The organism is Thermodesulfobacterium thermophilum DSM 1276, assembly GCF_000421605.1.
Classification (GTDB): Bacteria; Desulfobacterota; Thermodesulfobacteria; order Thermodesulfobacteriales; family Thermodesulfobacteriaceae; genus Thermodesulfobacterium; species Thermodesulfobacterium thermophilum.
This window is the reverse complement of sequence record NZ_ATXI01000011.1, coordinates 1-17373: the sequence shown is the minus strand read 5'-3', so window position 1 is coordinate 17373 and position 17373 is coordinate 1. Positions and strand designations below refer to the sequence as shown.

Here is a 17373-nt window from a genome sequence, read left to right as displayed (position 1 = left end):
CTCTACCTCCCGGTCAGATAGGGATTTATCATCTGCATAATCTGGTTGAAATTATTCTTTGTCTCTCTAAACCTGCTTTCTAAATGAACTGGATTCCATATCTCAAAATGATAAAGCATTCCTAACAGCACCACCTCTTTTTCTAACCCAATTTCTTCTCTCAAAGACTGAGGTAACAAAATCCTTCCCTGTTTGTCAGGCTGGCATTCCTCAGCAGAACCTAAAAAATACCTTACATATTCCCTTACCTCTGGAACATCCCAAGGAAGCCCCAACAACTTCTCTTCTATCTTTTGCCATTCCTCTACAGGATAGGCTACCAAACACTCCGGATAGTTGGTAACCACTAAATTTTCGCTCCCATACTTAACCCTTAGAACCTCCCTAAACTTAGCTGGAAGACTAAATCGACCTTTCTCATCTAAAGAATGCTTAAACTTGCCCCTAAACATTATCTTCCACTTTTTACCACTATATACCACTTACAATATAAAAAACTGAATAAAAGTCAAGACCGATTTTTTAAATTTAATTGATTATAAAATAAGAATTTTTTTGATATAAGCTTCTGGTTAGGATTTTAGCTCGTACTAAGTTTTGATGCTTACAAATTGACGTTCGTAAAAAATAACTAAGTGATTTCTTCAAGAATTTTAAATATGAGTTGTTCTATCTTTCTGGCTAAACTACCTCTCGAAAATTTTAGATAAGGAATCCCAGCTTTTACTGACTTTAAAATTTCTTCAGAAAAGGGAATTACACCTATTACCTCAACTCCTTCTTTATCAAGATGGGTGGTTATATGCTGGCTCATCTCAGGATTTAAGTCATACTTATTGATAATCACCTTTAGGTCCACCTTAAAATGTCGAGCAAGATCTATCACCCTTTTTACATCGTGAAGACCAGAAACAGTTGGCTCGGTGATGGCTATGGCAAGGTCAACCCCGGTCATAGAGGCCATCACCGGACAACCTATCCCAGGGGGCCCATCAAGGATGATATGATCTGCCTTGGTTGTCTCAGCTATTTCTTTAGCTATCTCTCTCAGTTTAGCTACCAATTTCCCTGAGCTTTCTTGAGCAATCCCAAGTCTTGCGTGAACCATTTTTCCATACTCAGTTTGAGAAATAAAGTAGTGTCCTGATAATGCTTCATAAAGCACAATGGCTGAGGCTGGACACACATAACTACAAATGGTACAACCCTCACAAGAAATCGTATCCACCTGAAAATCATCATTTATAGCCTCAAATTGACAAACCTCCCTACAAGCCCCACATAAGGTACATTTTTCTTTGTCTATAAAGGCTTTCTTTCCTCCAAAAAACTCAAAAGATTGCTCTATAGAAGGATGTAAAAGCAGATGTAAATTAGCGGCATCCACATCACAATCTACGATAACCTTGTTTAAGATAGCTACTGCCAAACAACCTGTAAAAAAGGTTTTACCTGTTCCACCTTTTCCACTTATCACCAAAATCTGTTTCATCTTATAAATCCCTTTATCGATTCAATAAGATTTCGAAATTCTTCCCGATACTCAGGCATACCAACTACCAAAGGAATGCCCTTTGAATAAAGTTCAGCTATTTCTCTTTTAAAAGGTATCTTCATCAAAATGGGAAGGCCAACCTTTTCACAAAAGTTTTCCACAATTTTATCTTCCTGAGATTTATTAATAATTACCCCGCAGGGTATGTTTAAAGCTTTGGTCATTTCATAAGCAAGCTCTAAGTCATGAAGTCCAAAAGGGGTTGGCTCTGTAACCAGAATGCAGAAATCAGCACCTTTTATTGAGGCCACCGTAGGGCATGAAGTACCAGGTGGGGCATCGATGATTGCAATCTTATCAGGATCGATAAACTTTTTAGTTTCTTCGATTACCTTAGGGGCAAGCACCTCCGAAATGTTTAGCTTCCCCTCTATAAACTCTATGCCTTCTTTAACACCTTTGGTTATTTCTCCTATAGGCCTGAATCCAGAATAAATAGCCTTTTCAGGACAGAGTAAAATACAACCTCCACATCCATGACATAGATGAGGAAAAAAGAAAACCTCCCCACCTTGTTCAAACTTTAACACAGACAAAGCATTATAAACGCATATTTTGCTACAATAACCACAATAAGTACATTTTTCTTTATCTATCTCAGGAATCAGGGTATTTACTTGATAGGTTTCTTTGATCTCTGGGGTTAAAAAAAGTCGAACATTTGGTTCTTCTACATCACAATCGATTATCTGAGCGTTACCTATGGTTAAGGCTAAAGAAACCGCTACCGTAGTTTTACCTGTTCCTCCTTTTCCGCTGGCAACTGAGATTATCATTCGTTTATCTTGTATAACCTTTTCTTATTTGCTCTCAAAAGTAATTTTAGTCCCTACCCCTACCTTTAAAAACCTTTCTTTAAAATGTTGTTTAAAAAGCTTTAGAGCAAGGTCTCCGGTGCAATGAGATGGTGCGAGCAATCGGACATCTTTACTTTCTAAACAAGCTATCACGTTCCTAATTTCTTCCGCGTTTTTATCAAGCAGATGAAGACCTCCTAAAATCGCTAAAACCTTAGGGTTGATCTCAGAGATAACTTTTTCGATAATTTTTTCGATCCCAGGATGAGCACACCCTGTAAGGACTATCACCCCATCTTTGGCTTCTAAAACCAAGGAAGTTTCTTTGACCTTTCCTTCAAGCTCACCGGTAAGATAAACTCCTTGGGTAATCCTTAAAACCTCTGAAGAAACTTTAAACAACCTTGCGTAAGGCAATAACTTTTTAGCCTCTTTATAAAAAGAGACTCCGGCATAAATCTCAGCCTCAGGCATTAAACTCTGTATCTCTTTTAAACCACCTGTATGGTCTTTGTGGGCATGAGATAGAATGATTTTTGAAACTAAAGAAGGAGTTATCCCTGCTCTTTTTAAATTTTTTATCAACTTTTGTCCGTCGGCCCCGGTATCAAAAAGTAAAAATTCATCGTTTCTCTTAACAACGCAGCTATATCCCCAACCTGTTTCAAAACCTGGTTCACCCTTATAGTTATCAAAAACTATGGTAACTTCTATCAAGGGTTAAGGGCCTCCACGATTTTATCTACCACTTTTGCAAAAGCTTTAGCAGGTTCACTGTCAGGATAGTATAATAAAACTGGTTTTCCTTCGTCTCCTCCCTGAACTATCCTTGGGTCAAGAGGAATTTTGCCTAAAAAAGGAATGTTATACTCTTTAGCGATTTTTTCCGCTCCACCTGTCTTAAATATTTCGATTATATCTCCACAACGGGGACAAACAAACCCACTCATGTTTTCTACAACTCCAAGGATAGGGATCGAAGCCTCTAAACAAAACCTTATAGACCTTCTCACATCAGCCAAAGCTACCTCTTGAGGGGTAGCTACTATGACAGCTCCGTCAACTTTATCTAAAAGTTGATGGATAGAAATCACTTCATCTCCTGTACCTGGAGGAGAATCAACCACTAAATAATCAAGGGGTCCCCAACGAACCTCTGTTAAAAACTGCTCTATCACCCGATGTTTCAGGGGACCTCGCCAAATTACCGGTGTGTCTTTTTCCTGCAAGAAAAACCCTATAGAGATTACTTCTAAATTTTCAAAAGGCTTCAAAGGGAAAAGCCCGGCATCGGTAACCAAAGGAGGAATACCTTGTAAGCCTAACATATTAGGAATATTAGGCCCGTGAATATCTATATCCAAGAGTCCAGTAAAATATCCTTTTTGAGATAACCCCACCGCAAGATTGGTAGACACCGTACTTTTACCAACCCCTCCTTTTCCAGATAACACCAAAATTTTTCTTTTTATTTTAGAAACTGTATTTTTAAGCCCATCCTGACCCTCTTCATTTAATCCTTTTTTTGCATCACATTGTTTTGCATCACATTGAGGACTACATTGATTCTCACAGCTACAACCTTTTTCTTCCATACTTCAGGCCTCCTAACTCAGATTTTTAACCTGATTGATTCCATCTATCACCTTACCCGAAACTTCTAAAATTTTTATTTTCGCCGAACCAATTATCCTTTCTGCTTTCGGACCTAATTTACCACCAGTAACTAAAACTTGAACCTCCTTAGAAGCTACAAACTGGGCAGCCTGAACCCCAGCCCCTTGAGCAGCCTCTCTCCAGGTATTCTCTACTACCTCGTACTCTCCTGTTTCTGTATCGTAAAAAACAAAATATCTGCAACGTCCGAACCTTGAGTCTATCTCTGCCTCTAAATCCTTTCCTTGAGAGACTATACAAATTTTCATGGCATTAACTCCTGCTTATTTTTTAAAAAATTTTAAATTACTTACCCTGTTCGATTTCACTTAAACGTTTTTCTATAGCTTCAAGATTCTTTCTTAAAATCTCTGCCTCCTGCCTTAGTATTTCTGCTTCATTTACTGAAGGAGAACCTGCTCCAAAGGTCCTTCTCCAGAACCATCTCCACCCTCTTCCAAGACCTGCAAACCATCTCCAACAACCCCAACCACCTCTTCTACCTCTACCCCATCCTAATCCTCCAGGAATCATAAACCCAGGAGTATTAGCCCCAGAACAATATCCTAAACCTCTTCCTGTTCTTGGTCCTAACCCAAGTGGACCTGTTCTATCTCCCCAAGGCATACCCAACACCTCCTTTTAGTTTTTTAATGAAAATGATTTTCATTATTAAATTTAACCATACTCTTTAAAAAGTCAAGACCCTAAAAGATATTTTTTAATGTTAACATTCATGTTCTCCATGATCACAAAGGCTTTCTCCTCCCTCTAAACTTCCACTGATAAAAGCTTTCATCACTTCTTCAACTTTTCCTGTTACGCCAAGGATGACCTTTATCCCAAAAGACTCAAGCATATTTACTGCATTTGGCCCCATCCCCCCAGCTATAACACAGTCTACCCCTTGATTTCTCAAGAAAGTAGGCACTAACCCTGGTTGATGAGTCCTATAACCTGGGTTTTCTAAAACAGACTGATTAACAATCTGTCCATCCTTAACCTCTAAAATCGTAAACTTTGGACATCTTCCAAAATGTTGAGCCACATATCCATCCTCTGTAGCCACCGCTATTCTCATTTTATAACCCCCCTCTTTTAAATTTTTTTGATATTGAGAATTATAATCATATTTAAAATAAAAACAAGTTCTTAAAAAAGTTAAAAAACTACCATATAGCCTCAAAATCAAACGACTAAGCCTGAACAACAAATTATTTTTCTTAAACCTTATCAGAAGGTATATACAGGATTAAAAAATTCAAAAAATCTTAGCTATTTAAGTGTTGTAAAATTTAACGAATAAGTTATATTGTAATCAAAATAAAAACTATCGGGGCGTAGCGCAGCTTGGGAGCGCACCTGCCTTGGGAGCAGGGGGTCGGAGGTTCAAATCCTCTCGCCCCGATGTTTCTTGATGTTCAAGGGATAGGGTTTTAGTGTTGACATTCTGTGAGAGTATTGAAAATGCCCTATCTTCTGCCTTAAAGTCTCCTTCATTCTTATAGCTGGGCCTAACCTTACTTCCTTAATCCTTAAACTTTCTCTTTACCCTGCTTCTATTTGGAAGCTACCTCCAAATTTATACTCTAAGAATACCTAATTTTACAACACCCTCGCCCATACTTGACATTATTAATGTTTGGTGTTTTTATTAAAAAGTTATTTTTTGTTTTCCAAAATATTTTAAATGGAGCAAATAAAAATGATAAGAATTTCAAGATCTCAGGTTGAGCTTTTTATAGAGTGTCCCAGATGTTTTTGGTTAGAAGTAAAGCACAAAATCAAAAGACCCCAGGCAATAAAAGGAGGATTTATCGGCTCTAAATATGATTCAAAATTAAAATTGTATTTTGATAAATTAAGATTAAAAGGAGAACCCCTAAAAGAATTAGAAAGTGAAAAGTTAAAACTTTATACAGATTTTAAAAAATTAAAAGAATGGAGATATAAAGGCTTAGAATTTCATCATGAAGACCACAAAATAGTTTATTGGGGAAAGATTGATGATCTTTTAGTTAATGAAAATGGTTTACTTGTGCCATTTGATTATAAAGTAACAACAAGTAATACCTTACAAATCTATGATTCTGAAAAAAGGCAACTCGAATTTTATGGTTTTTTGTTTAGTAAATTAAAGTCACAATTGCAAAAAGAGGTAGCTGATATTGGTGTAATTTATAAAATTAGAGTTGACATAGATGAAAACTTCGAAAAAATTGAAGAGAGAAAATTTTTTCTTGTAGAGCTTGACTATTCAAAATATGAAGAATTATTGGAAAATTTGAAAAATACTTATTTTTCAAGTAATGAGCCAGAGCCAAGTGGAACTTGTGAGTATTGTAACAGAGATCAACATATTCTTCAGCTTAGAAATCGGAATAAGAGCGGGTAATCTGCACTAAAATCTATTTTTAACTTTAATCATCCATCTTCACCTGAACAATTAAAATCAGTAGTTTGTTTACTATAATTCCTATTATCTAACTTTTCTTCTGCTGAGAAAAATTTAAACTAATTGGTGATATAAACAGACTTTAAAAAGTTCCGTTAGAAAAAGAGCATTAAAGAGATATTGATTTTCTTAAACTTAAAAATAAAATTTTTAAAAAATAGAATAACAAACGATGTTATTAATAATTTTTTGGGTGTTTTAGGCGGTGGAGGAGTTTGATATGCCCTCAAATCCGAGACAGGTATTATGAGAGAGTCTTCAATTACATGCCACACTCTTGAGACACCTTTCATGTCACTACCCTTCTGTACCATGCCATACCTCCATAGGTGTCCTGTATCCAAAACCAGAATGATGTGGTATTTTCTTGCTACGGAAGCAACTGAATTGTTTGGTAGGTCTGCTTCGGCGAAGATATTAATAATTTGCTCGCTTGAGAACTTAGCACCATTCTACTCAATAACTGTCTCAAAAAAGAGAGCACTCCAATATCCCTCTTGAAAAATTTTTTAGAAAAGGAGCTTAAGATGAAAGTTATTGTCTTGGAAGAGTCCCCTTTTTTTAGGGGACATAGGGTCTGCTCTTTTTGAAATATCCATGCTTAAAAATTTAAATCATCCTCCTGTTCAAAAAAATTCTTCATGGATAGTGGGCCTTTAGTTTAAATCTTTAAGTTAAAGGTTAATGGGTTAGCGATTTTAAGAAAAAACTGACCTTATGTAAGCAATTGCCTCCTCACAATTGGAAAACTCTCTGAAGAAATTCTCCCCTCTCGAGTAGTGATAAAGGCTGCTGACAAGAGCGTTTTTGGTGCCGGACAAGAATTCCATATCCCCAACAACTATTATGCTCTCCTTCGCCCTTGAAACCAGAACGTTGAGCATGTGCTTGTCCATAAATACATTTTTATCCCTGTGTTCCCTGTCGTAAACTGTAGAGAAGATGATTATCTTCCTTTCTGCTCCTTGGAGTTTGTGGATAGTACCTACTACAAGTTTATCCTCATTTTTATCCTTATCCTGTTTTTTGTATATCATGTCTTTAAGCTTATACGTCAGAACTCTCTCCTGCTCCCTGAAGGGAGTTATGACCGCAAGTTCCTGCTTGACCCTCTCGCCTCTCAGCTTTTGGAACTCTTCCACTATCCTCTTAATGCATTTCGCTTCTTCCTCGTTACACCTGCTACCTCTTAACCGTTTAGTTTTTCCTTTTACGTGAACGAAGACCCACGGACAGTCAAGGATAGTGCCCTTTTTCTTTCTGTCCTCAAAGCTTTCAACTGGTCTGAGCCTTCCGTTGTAAAAGTTTATGTTGCAGAATTCTATGATTTCTTTTGGGCATCTTCGGTGTTCAAGAAGGTAAAGGCCTGGCTCTAAATCCATAAACTGTTTGTTGTAGGATGTCCTTTCCTGAGCTATCTTCATAAGGCTTCCGTTAGAGCAGTTATGGGGTAACTTTTCAAATTTCTCTTGGGAAATGTAAGGATTTACTATTCTTCTGTAAATGGCATAGTCTCTATTTGAAGTTATGTTGTAAACAGGCTGTAGCTGCATGGTGTCGCCAACACATATTATCCTTTTAGCAAGAAGAGTGGCGTGTGCTCCCGCTTCGGGCGAAACCTGTCCAGCCTCGTCCACAAAGAGGTAATCTATGAATTTCACCAGGGGGCCTTCTTTTTTGGAAAAACGGTTATAAAGAGCATGAGCAGTAGAAGAGTAGCACAGTATTACCTTAGAAGAATTTATATAAAGGGAAGCTTTTTCTTGGTTCTCGCCTTTATCGGCTCTCATAAGGCTTAAAATTTCATTCAGGCTTTCTGCCTTGATCTTTAACTTCTTGTTGGATGCAATCTTCTCTATTGCTTCTTCAAGTGTTTCTGCAAAAACCTCCTCAACCGCAGCAAGTTTCTTGAGTAATCTATGCTCTACCTCCTTCACCGCTTCTGTGAGGTTCAGGTAATTATTGATAAGAGGCTCTACAATATGCGAAAGTACCTCTTCAAACCCGGGAGACAATATGTAGCTCTTCAAAGCTGATTTGAGTATGTTCTTTATTTTTATACTCAATTCGTAAGCTACTCCCTGAGCAGTAAACTTCTTCCAGTAATCAAGCTCACATTTTCTCATCACGAGGTTGAACAACAAAAAAGCACAGAAGTTATCTATGATGTGAGATAGCTCCAGGTAGGCTTCCTTTGGCCCTTTTTCCAGAGCATTCTTAATGGCGCTAAAGTTTTCAAGAGGATAAACTCTCTGTAGGGTATCAAGCAGGGAATTGAGGCCGCGTATTTGTCCTTTTAACTTTTCAAAGCTCTTCTTTTTCTTTAAAAGTTCCTCTTCCTTTCTTTTCAAGTTTCCTTGGGTTTTAGTCCTTTCCGAAATTAAAAATCTTCTGACATCTCCAATTTTATAAAGACCCTCTGGCACATCAACAAGCCCACTCACGCTATGCAGAAAGCCCTCTAAATGGCTGGGCATCTGAAAGAAAGAAAACCATCTGACATAGAAGGGAAGAGTTTTAACATAATCTTCAAAGTTCTTCTCACAAACTTGAAGTGTCTCAAGCCTTTCCTTTAATTCATCGCACTTTCTTTCAAGGCTCTTTATCTCCTCCTCTAAGGGGTTAAGCTTGTTGAGGCATTCAGTTATATCCTTTCTCAGAGCATGCCAATCTATCAGCGCTTCGTAGGTTAGTTTGATCGCTTCTTCAAGCCTTTCTTCTAATTTCCCGTATTCAACATCCGCAAAAAGGTTTAAAAACCTTCCGATCCTCTCAATATTTTCCTTGAAGGTAACCCTTAGGAAATTTCTAACCTCTTGATTGTCCTTTAGAGTTTTCAGCCCATCTAAGAAGCCTTCAACATCCCCTATTAATTCCTGATAAAGTGATTTGTAGAAATTGTAATCCTGCTCGCTGTCACCATAGCCAAGGCTTATTCCGTAATGAAGAGGTTTTCCCTCTTTAGTCCTCAGAAATCTTCTTGCGATAACACCTATCCTTTTGTGGTTCTCCTGTTCTGTTTTTTCTTCAATCCTAAAGCCTTCAATTATGTTGTTTTTGGCTTGCCTTGTGAAGGACATGCCCACCATGATGGGTGATTTTTCCTTCTGCAGGTAGCTTCTGACAAACAAAGAAGCGGCAAGAGTTTGAAGACTTGTGGTTTTGCCCGTCCCTGGTGGACCGTTGAGAGCTTCAATCAAGTTTGGATTGCCATTTAGCATCTCATTGAGAAATATCCTTTGTTCTAAGTTAAGACCAAAGACCCTGTTTCCGGCAATGTTGAAATTAAACTGTCCATAAAGGGTTAGCTTTGGACTATGCAGGAGGCTCTCTATAAGCTCCCTTTCCATATTCTTTTCCTGTCTTTCAGGGTCTGAACCGGCTATGAACTCTTTCAAAAGCTCAAGCGAGACCTTACCTTCATCGCTTTTTTTAAGCCACTTGATTAGTTTTTCATAAGCTTCATACAGGCTCGTTATCCATGGAGAAATCACTATGCCGAGGTGCGTAGCAAAATTTATGGAACCTTTATATTCCGAAAATCGCTCTTTAATGGTATTTAGAAGCTCATCTACAAAGGGTTCCCACTTTTCTGGTAGCGATACAATTCCATTCTCGTCCACACTTAAGGTTTCAGGATACAGCCTTTCTAACTCGTCCTCTCTGAAAAGAGGCAGGTAAGCCTCTTCTTCGTCTTTTGAATAGACATAATGTTTGTTAACTTGCGGAAGGTCAAGAAGCCTTATTGTATAGGTGTCCTCACTGGAATCTAAACTTACCCAAACAAGTAGGGGAACAAGGAATTTTCTGCCTTCTTTGTATACGCATAGGGCAAGGGGAAGCTCCCCACCTTCTCCCTCCTCTTTAGAGCCTTTTCTCCTTTGTATTTCTTCAAGGAGTGCATCTGCAATAGGTTTGGCTATGCTTTCTAATGCGTTGGGCTCTTTTAAGCCCTTAAGAAAGTTCAACAGGTCTTCTTCGGAAACTTGAGGAAGGAGTTTTACTCCTTCTTCCTGTGTATTGCTCTTTTGACCTTTATTTTTAAACTCTTCGTGGCTTTCTTTGAACTCTTCGTAACTCTCCTTGAATAGAGAAGGCAGGACTATCTCCCTATAGTATTTAAGATGTCTTATCTCCAGAGCCTCTTTACCCAAAGCTTTGTTTAAATTTACCATACCCTACCTTTTTACCTCGGCAAAATAGCCATTCAACACTACGTAGCCAATAAGCCAGTTCCCCTGCCTCGGGAAAATCAACTCCCTCCCCTCTGTCCCAAGATTAACAAGTATGGCCCGCAAAAGCTCCGTCCCCGCTACTAAGTTCTCCTCAGAAAATACCTCCCTTACCCTCTGCAAAGCCTTTAACGCCCTCTCCCTCTTCTCCCCTGAGAGCTTTGAAAGATCTGGATTTAAAGCCCTCTTGGGATTAGCCCTTAAAGCCTTCCTCAGTTCCTCAACCTTTGAGACCTTTACCCTGACATAACTTTCCTCAACGCTTTCTGGCATGGTTAAGCTCACGGTCGCCCAAACTATACCACCTATCAGGAATACGCTTTTCCTGCTCTTGAAGGCTGGCTTCTTCTCCATCTCTCTCTTAACAAGGGGGATCACCTCTTTCTCTATCACTTCCCTCAAACCTGCCCTCAAGCTTCCCCTCTTTTTTGCCTCCTCGGTGAGGCTCACCGTCCCATAGGGTATCTCAAAGCTTCTCACAAAGGGCTTCCCTCCCACCTCCTCTAAATACCCAATCTTCGTATTTCCGCTCCCTATGTCCACAACAACAGAACTGTATAAATACTTGTTAGGCACGGCACCAACAATGTTGTAAAGAACCTCGCCATCCTTGTCAAGAAGGATTAGCTCATAACCTGTTTTCTCCTTTACAGCCCTTGCAAACTCATCCACGTTTGAGACACCGGAGATAGCACTGCTTGCCACAACAAAAATATTCTTCTCCGGGACCCCTACCTTTTTTATGCCCTCAATCAGAGAGGCAAGAGCCCTCATCGTCTCTTCGATGCCATCCTTAGAAAATCTTCCCGTCTCCTTGACACCCGCAATGATGGTCGTGTTTATGCTTTCACGGTAAAGCTCCTTTATCTCATAAAGCTCATCCCCTGAAAGCTTAAGCTCAAGGGCAATAGCCTTAACCCCCTTTGACCCAACCTCAACCCCTCCGTATAAGGTAGTCGCAACCTTTTCAAGCTCATAAAGATAAGCAAGCGCTTCAAGGGCAGATTCCTGCGCTCCTATCTCCTGAAAGGTCCTAAGAGCCTTGTTGAGGTATTCCTTAGCAAGGGCTCTGTTGCCCGTGTCTCTGTACAGCAAGCCAAGGTATACGTATGCCACACCTTCCCAAAATCTGTCTTCTATCTTCTTGACCCTTTTTAAACCTTCAAGAAGGCAAGCCTCTGCCTGCTTGTAGTCTTTCATTTTTCTATATATGTTGCCAAGGTTGAGAAGAGTTGCAGCATACCCATGGTAGTTACCATATCTTTCGTCAATTTCCAGAGACTTTTTGTAATGCTCCACAGCCTTCTTGTAGTCTCCAAGGTCTGAGTAGAGGGTAGCTATGTTGTTGTAGGTTACCGCTTTTTCCTTTTCATCCGTTTTAAGCCTCAGGGACTCATTGTAGTATTCAAGGGCCTTTTGATATTCACCTTTTCTCCGGTATATACCTGCTATATTATTCAAACTTGCCGCTTCCCCTCTTTTGTCTCCAAGCTCCTTACTAAGGTGGAGGTCTTTGCTGTAGTAGAGAAGAGCCTCATCCAGAAGACCTTTTTTATCGTATGCCATCCCCATCCAGTTGTAGACAACTGCAAGCTCTTCTTTTGTTCGGGATTCTCTTTCAGCCTTCTTAAAAGATTCAAGGGCAAGGTCAACCTGCCCTGTGTTCAAGTAAGCTTTTCCGAGGCAGAGGTGAGAGAGAGACACATTTGGATAAAGCCTTACAGCAACCTTTCCTGCCTCTATCGCCCTCTTGTAGTCCTGTGCCTCAAGGTAGTTAAAGCAGGTCTCAATCGGATTTTGAGCCCTTGCAAGGGAGGTTAGAGCAAGGACAAGAAGTAGGAAGCTTAAAATAGCTCTTAACTTCATACTTTACCCCCTTCTCAACTTCTCCATTTAATATAACCCGAAAGCTTTTTTCTGTCTAACAGGGGGAATATTTCCCAATTTTGCCGATAGAGAATAAAATCAGAAATCTTTCCGTAATCTTTAGACTTAAAAACTCCCATATCCTCTTTTTACCTCCTCATATATAAACTCTACTATCCCCACCTCTTACGTCAACCCATTTAACTCCTCTAACCGTGTTTTTATACTCAAATACTCCCTAAACTTGTCAACCCCCACCACAACCTTCAAAATTGACTGCCTCGCCTTACATGTCCATCATGCCTATTGCCTTCCTTAAATTCATGATAAACTATCAAAGGTATCTCTTTAAATGCCGTAATGATAGGTCTATATCCACGAAATCCCTTGTAAGTCATCTTGGCTGTCTGATTTTCTGCTTATATTGCCAGGCGCTGTAACCCCTGTTTGAACCCGGTAAAGGCATCAACAAAAAAAATCCTGAACGAGAGGTTAGGTTTTTGTGAGTTCTCAGGATTTTTGAAGTTAAGAGAATTTTGTGGCATAACAAAATCCTCTTAGGTTTAGGGATTTTTCACCTGATGGATGATATTATAAATCGTTTATATAAATTGGAAAATGGGGAACACATGAATGAATATAAATTTTTATTGGCAATTTGGGGAATATCTTAAATTGAAGGTAAATTGAAGGTAGCCCTGCAAATGCCCTTGATGATTTCAAACCTCCTCCCTGCTATAAAGTTGAAACCTTTAATTCCTTTTCTCCATCAAGATAGAACCTTCTATCTTAATACCTACCAACACTTTTTAAGCCCTTTCTGAAACATCCTTCTCAAAAAAGGACTCAAAAATGGAGAACACCTCAAGTTCCTTTTCTCATCTATTTAAGTCAGACTTGACACATGTTATTAGTTATTAATAATTAAGAAGGAAGTATAAAAGAGAAGACAAGCAAAAAATTAAGTGAGGGGAGGGGGCTATGATGGTTCGCCTGGTGATTTTTATTCTAACTTTTTTCAGCTTTTTTAATCTTTCTTTAGTTTTTGCTAGCGGTGATCCTTCTCCGTTAGGATTAACCATTGGCAAGGCAACTATAGCGGACCTGAAAGCAAAGTATTCCGTAAAATCAAAGGGTATTAATGCTTATAGCAGGGGTGAAATGTATGAAGTAGATACCACAAATATTGACATAGAAGGGTTAAGCTCAGCTACTGCTATTTTTGACGAAAGGGGCATTCTTACCGCAGTAATTATGGAATTTCCAAAGACAAAATTTGGAGAATTCTATTACTACTGGGATAAAATTTTCAAGTCCCTGAGGTCCAAGTATAAACTCGTGAAGTCTCAGGTTCCGTTTGTGGGGAACAGGTATGCTGAATTTGTTAGTGGGAATTCCAAAATCATCCTTGATGCACCCCATCTCAGCTTTGAAATGACTTTGATTTACGCAAGAAAGGACTTCTGGCAGAAGGTGAAGGAGGCTGAAAGAATGGAAAAAAGAAAAAAGGAAGGTTCGCTTGAGAGAAATTTATAACGATAAAAAAAGAGGAGGACAAAGGATGAAAATCAAGGTGGTAAGGGTGGTGTTAAGTTTTTTCGGTATTATTGGTATTTTTATGCCGGTTGCGACAGGTAGTGGGCTTATTGCTTACATTCATCATGTCGGAGGCATAGGTTACCTTCTTTACGTTATCCCTATAGTGCTTTTTGGTTTATCGGTTTTGAGTATTTATAGAGAAGTAAAGTATGTGAATGCTTGGTTTATATCTGTAAGTTTATTCGGACTGATTGTTTTAATTTTTACTGTGTATACTGGTATAAGTAAAATTAATGCAATGAGCAACTTGTTTACAACTTTCGGTCTTGCTGAAAATGAAGAATTAATCTCTAAAGCTTTACCAGGGACAGTATTTTGTTAGGTATTAGTTTTGCAGGCACTTTGGTGTGTGGTATACTTCCTGTTAGGAAGGATAGTGAGGAAAAATTAAAGTAGGGAGAAAAATGGAGGAAAAGGTAAAGATTTTAAATGCAAATTTAAATCACTTAAAGGACAGTGAGAAGAACGCACTTTACGAGTTTAAGGATATTCTTGAAAGCTCGCCAGATGTAGAAAAGGGTCTTTTAATTGGCGGTTTTTCAATCCCAGGGCTCCAACACAGCGAAACCGATATTGTATGTTTTGTAAAATTACGAAGCCCAATTCAGAGAAAGGACAAATTGGTTTCAAATCTTTTAATGATTATTGAGGTAAAAGAGCATAAAGAATTTAAGATCTCAGTAGAAAATGATATTGTAGTTTATTATTCAAACAAACCAGAGAAAGTTCTTTCCAAACTCAGTAAAAAAGCAAAAAATTTAAAATCATATTTAAAAGAAAAATTTAAAAAAATTGATAACAATTTCATTCTTCATTATGTTTATTGTGGTGTTTATTTTCCAGAGATATCCAAGACAAGAATAGAAAGTAACGAATTGAATAATGAAGTAATAGAAAGTTATGTGATTTTCAGCAAGCCAGATTTAGAGGATATGATTAGATTGATTATAAATCAAAGAAAGGATATTGAATTTAAACATTTAAATTCGTTTAATCAAAATGTAGATATAAGTGACATTAAAAAGGTTCTTTATTCAGTAGCTATATCCATAAAAATGACTGAAGCAGATAGAATAAGAGTAGAGGCAATCACTAAAGAAAGGGTGCATAAAGACAAGCCAAAATACGAAGACTACATTGGCAGCAAATTTGTAACCTTTAAAGGAAAGGCTGGAACAGGGAAAACAATAAGACTTCTCTATCATGCTTATTCACTACATAATGCGGGAGCAAGAGTGTTGTATCTTACTTACAATCATGCTTTGCGGGCTGATATAGAAAGGTTAGTTACCATCTTAAAAATTGAGAAATATATTCATGAGAAAATTGAAGTAGAAACTATAGACGAATTAATTTGGAAAATATATGGAGTTCTTTTTAATAAGAAGGAAGAAGTTTCGCCACAAAATTATGAGCAAATTTATCATGATAAAGTTTTGGAAAATGTTTATAATGAAATTATGATCGACACTGATGGCATTTACAAAGGTGCATTTATTCAAGAGTATCCAGAATACAATGTTGACTATATATTAGTTGATGAGGGGCAGGATTGGAATGAGAAGGAGCAGGAAATAGTTAAGTGGTTGGCTGGTGGATATCAACATTTAATCGTAGCCATAGGTCCAGACCAGGTTGTAAAGGGAAGACCAAAATATACAGACTGGTTCCCAAAATTGCCAAACGATAAAAGGCATACTGTCCCTCTCAGACAAAACTACAGACAAAAAGGTAAACTTTATAAATTTAACAAATTGATTTCTGAAAAATTTTTAGATGACAGCTGGACAGAGGAAGGACTTGAAAAAGAAATTGGGGAAGGTGTAATTGAGATAATACCTGATACAAAATTGTTAATAACAGATTTCTGGATATCCTTAATTAATGACTTAAGAGAGAAAAAAAATGATACTGTAGATTGTATAATCATAGAACCTGATAATATCCAAAAAAACAAGAAAATAACCGAAATTCTTGAAATATTTGGTTACATATATTGGGATGGAACAGTTAAAGATATTAGAAAGAAAAACTTCCCAGTTCAGGGTTTTAGAATTGTGAAATATCGATACTGTCGTGGATTAGAAGGGTGGTTTGTAATTTGTCGTTTGATTGATGAGCAGTATGACTTTTTAAAATTTCAGCTATCAAAGAGAAAAGTTCAGCAGTGGCAATTCTTTGACGGAGAAACCGAAACAGAAAAGGAAGTTTTTTACAAGTTAAGAATTGCCCTAACAAGAGCCATAGATAGAATTTATATCACTTACAGCAATCCCGAGCATCCGTTAATTAAAAAACTCAAAAATTTATTGAACCTACCTGATTCACAAGAAATATCTATTTAACTCAAGTTCTTACTTTTTTCAAATTTTCAAATTATCAACCGAGCCTGTTAGGAAATAGTTACATAGGAGAAATTTTTTATAAAAATCTGTAAAATAATAAAGCGATTTAAAATTCTCAAAAGGTGGAGGTGATGGACGGTAAACTCAATCCTGATGGATGGTCAAGCAAAAAACTTTTCAGGTCGTCCACGAATTTACTCCACTTCAGCTATCATAAGCCTTTTTCTTTATCAAATACTTAACGGGCTTTTAGTCTTTTTACTTATCATTACCGAGTAAGAAAACTCTTAGAAAGGCATTTAATGCCCTTTTTCAAGGTGGTTTTCCCATTTGCAAGCGAGATAAAGCTTTTTAACTTTTGAAAAATGATCTTAAACAGGTTTTCCGAAGAGCTTCATTACACTGTAGGGATTTTTGTTAAAATTTGAAAAATTAGATGAAACTTAGGGGCATTAGAAATTGCAATTTAGCAAAAATTTTTTAAATCAAAGAGGCAGTATAATTAGAATTGTGTCCATTGATTAGATATTTTGAAGTATTTTAATTTTGACTTAAATAAGATAACATAAGATACCCTAAAAAAACAAAATAGGGGGTGCAAAATGGCTGAATTTGATCTTGAAAGGATATTAGAAGAATTTTCAAAAATTGATTCAAAAGAGGGTTTGAGAACTTTAGCTGCTTTACTTCTGAATGAACTTATGAAAAAGGAACGGGAGATCTTTCTGAGAAATAGTATAGACAACAAAGCAAATGGCTATTTCCTTATTCGCCGACACTTGTCAAGAGAATTGTGTCTCCTTATAAAATCTCTTTACAAACATTTGCCTCAATTCGTATAAAGCAGACTTAATTAAAGGAAGTGGTT

Annotated in this window: 16 protein-coding genes, 1 tRNA gene and 1 pseudogene; 7 read left to right on the top strand and 11 right to left on the bottom strand. The window is 37.6% G+C overall.

Going from position 1 to position 17373, the window contains the following annotated elements:
* Positions 1-2 precede the first annotated feature (2 nt).
* The 8 genes from mraZ to H529_RS0106295 all read right to left on the bottom strand — a co-directional run bounded on the left by mraZ (position 3) and on the right by H529_RS0106295 (position 5089).
* Positions 3-452: a division/cell wall cluster transcriptional repressor MraZ gene (gene mraZ, locus H529_RS0106330; protein WP_028843095.1), complete on the bottom strand. Its 450-nt coding sequence runs from the start codon at positions 450-452 to the stop codon at positions 3-5.
* Between the two features lie 179 nt (positions 453-631).
* Positions 632-1492 (bottom strand): ATP-binding protein, encoded by an 861-nt coding sequence (locus H529_RS0106325; RefSeq protein ID WP_022855686.1) that lies wholly within the window; start codon positions 1490-1492, stop codon positions 632-634.
* Entirely contained in the window at positions 1489-2331 is an 843-nt protein-coding gene (locus H529_RS0106320) for an ATP-binding protein (RefSeq protein ID WP_022855685.1), read from the bottom strand. The genes H529_RS0106325 and H529_RS0106320 overlap by 4 nt, the downstream gene beginning before the upstream one ends.
* A 24-nt stretch (positions 2332-2355) precedes the next feature.
* Entirely contained in the window at positions 2356-3069 is a 714-nt protein-coding gene (locus H529_RS0106315; protein WP_022855684.1) for an MBL fold metallo-hydrolase, read from the bottom strand.
* Positions 3066-3947, bottom strand: coding sequence for an Mrp/NBP35 family ATP-binding protein (locus H529_RS10405; protein WP_022855683.1), 882 nt, complete (start codon positions 3945-3947; stop codon positions 3066-3068). The genes H529_RS0106315 and H529_RS10405 overlap by 4 nt, the downstream gene beginning before the upstream one ends.
* A 12-nt stretch (positions 3948-3959) precedes the next feature.
* The gene (locus tag H529_RS10400; protein ID WP_022855682.1) at positions 3960-4277 is read right to left on the bottom strand and encodes a NifB/NifX family molybdenum-iron cluster-binding protein; all 318 of its coding nucleotides are present in this window, start codon (positions 4275-4277) and stop codon (positions 3960-3962) included.
* A 37-nt stretch (positions 4278-4314) separates the two neighbouring features.
* On the bottom strand, positions 4315-4635 hold the full coding sequence (locus H529_RS0106300; protein ID WP_022855681.1) for a DUF5320 domain-containing protein: 321 nt from the start codon (positions 4633-4635) through the stop codon (positions 4315-4317).
* A 100-nt stretch (positions 4636-4735) separates the two neighbouring features.
* Positions 4736-5089: a NifB/NifX family molybdenum-iron cluster-binding protein gene (locus tag H529_RS0106295; RefSeq protein ID WP_022855680.1), complete on the bottom strand. Its 354-nt coding sequence runs from the start codon at positions 5087-5089 to the stop codon at positions 4736-4738.
* 253 nt (positions 5090-5342) lie between these two features.
* On the opposite strand from H529_RS0106295, the gene H529_RS0106290 reads away from it, so the two are divergent.
* Together H529_RS0106290 and H529_RS0106285 are read left to right on the top strand one after the other, a co-directional pair.
* Positions 5343-5416 (top strand) — tRNA-Pro (locus H529_RS0106290).
* Between the two features lie 297 nt (positions 5417-5713).
* Positions 5714-6403 (top strand): PD-(D/E)XK nuclease family protein, encoded by a 690-nt coding sequence (locus H529_RS0106285; RefSeq protein ID WP_022855679.1) that lies wholly within the window; start codon positions 5714-5716, stop codon positions 6401-6403.
* A 758-nt stretch (positions 6404-7161) separates the two neighbouring features.
* Here H529_RS0106285 and H529_RS0106270 read toward each other — a convergent pair.
* From H529_RS0106270 to H529_RS12100, 3 genes are all read right to left on the bottom strand, one after another.
* Entirely contained in the window at positions 7162-10638 is a 3477-nt protein-coding gene (locus tag H529_RS0106270; RefSeq protein ID WP_022855676.1) for a DEAD/DEAH box helicase, read from the bottom strand.
* 3 nt (positions 10639-10641) lie between these two features.
* Positions 10642-12561 (bottom strand): tetratricopeptide repeat protein, encoded by a 1920-nt coding sequence (locus tag H529_RS0106265; RefSeq protein ID WP_022855675.1) that lies wholly within the window; start codon positions 12559-12561, stop codon positions 10642-10644.
* A 266-nt stretch (positions 12562-12827) separates the two neighbouring features.
* Complete coding sequence (locus tag H529_RS12100; protein ID WP_281166819.1) at positions 12828-12959, bottom strand: hypothetical protein; 132 nt, start codon at positions 12957-12959, stop codon at positions 12828-12830.
* Between the two features lie 583 nt (positions 12960-13542).
* Here H529_RS12100 and H529_RS0106250 point away from each other — a divergent pair.
* From H529_RS0106250 to H529_RS0106230, 5 genes and pseudogenes are all read left to right on the top strand, one after another.
* Positions 13543-14097 carry a hypothetical protein gene (locus H529_RS0106250; protein ID WP_022855671.1) on the top strand — a complete coding sequence of 185 codons (555 nt, stop codon included), beginning with the start codon at positions 13543-13545 and terminating at the stop codon, positions 14095-14097.
* Between the two features lie 25 nt (positions 14098-14122).
* Positions 14123-14482 (top strand): hypothetical protein, encoded by a 360-nt coding sequence (locus tag H529_RS0106245; RefSeq protein ID WP_155984468.1) that lies wholly within the window; start codon positions 14123-14125, stop codon positions 14480-14482.
* A gap of 82 nt (positions 14483-14564) precedes the next feature.
* On the top strand, positions 14565-16505 hold the full coding sequence (locus tag H529_RS0106240) for a DEAD/DEAH box helicase (protein WP_022855669.1): 1941 nt from the start codon (positions 14565-14567) through the stop codon (positions 16503-16505).
* 153 nt (positions 16506-16658) lie between these two features.
* On the top strand, positions 16659-16784 hold the full coding sequence (locus H529_RS12095) for a hypothetical protein (RefSeq protein ID WP_022855668.1): 126 nt from the start codon (positions 16659-16661) through the stop codon (positions 16782-16784).
* Between the two features lie 323 nt (positions 16785-17107).
* Positions 17108-17269: pseudogene (locus H529_RS0106230) on the top strand (IS256 family transposase); the annotation flags it as partial.
* Between the last annotated feature and the right edge of the window lie 104 nt (positions 17270-17373).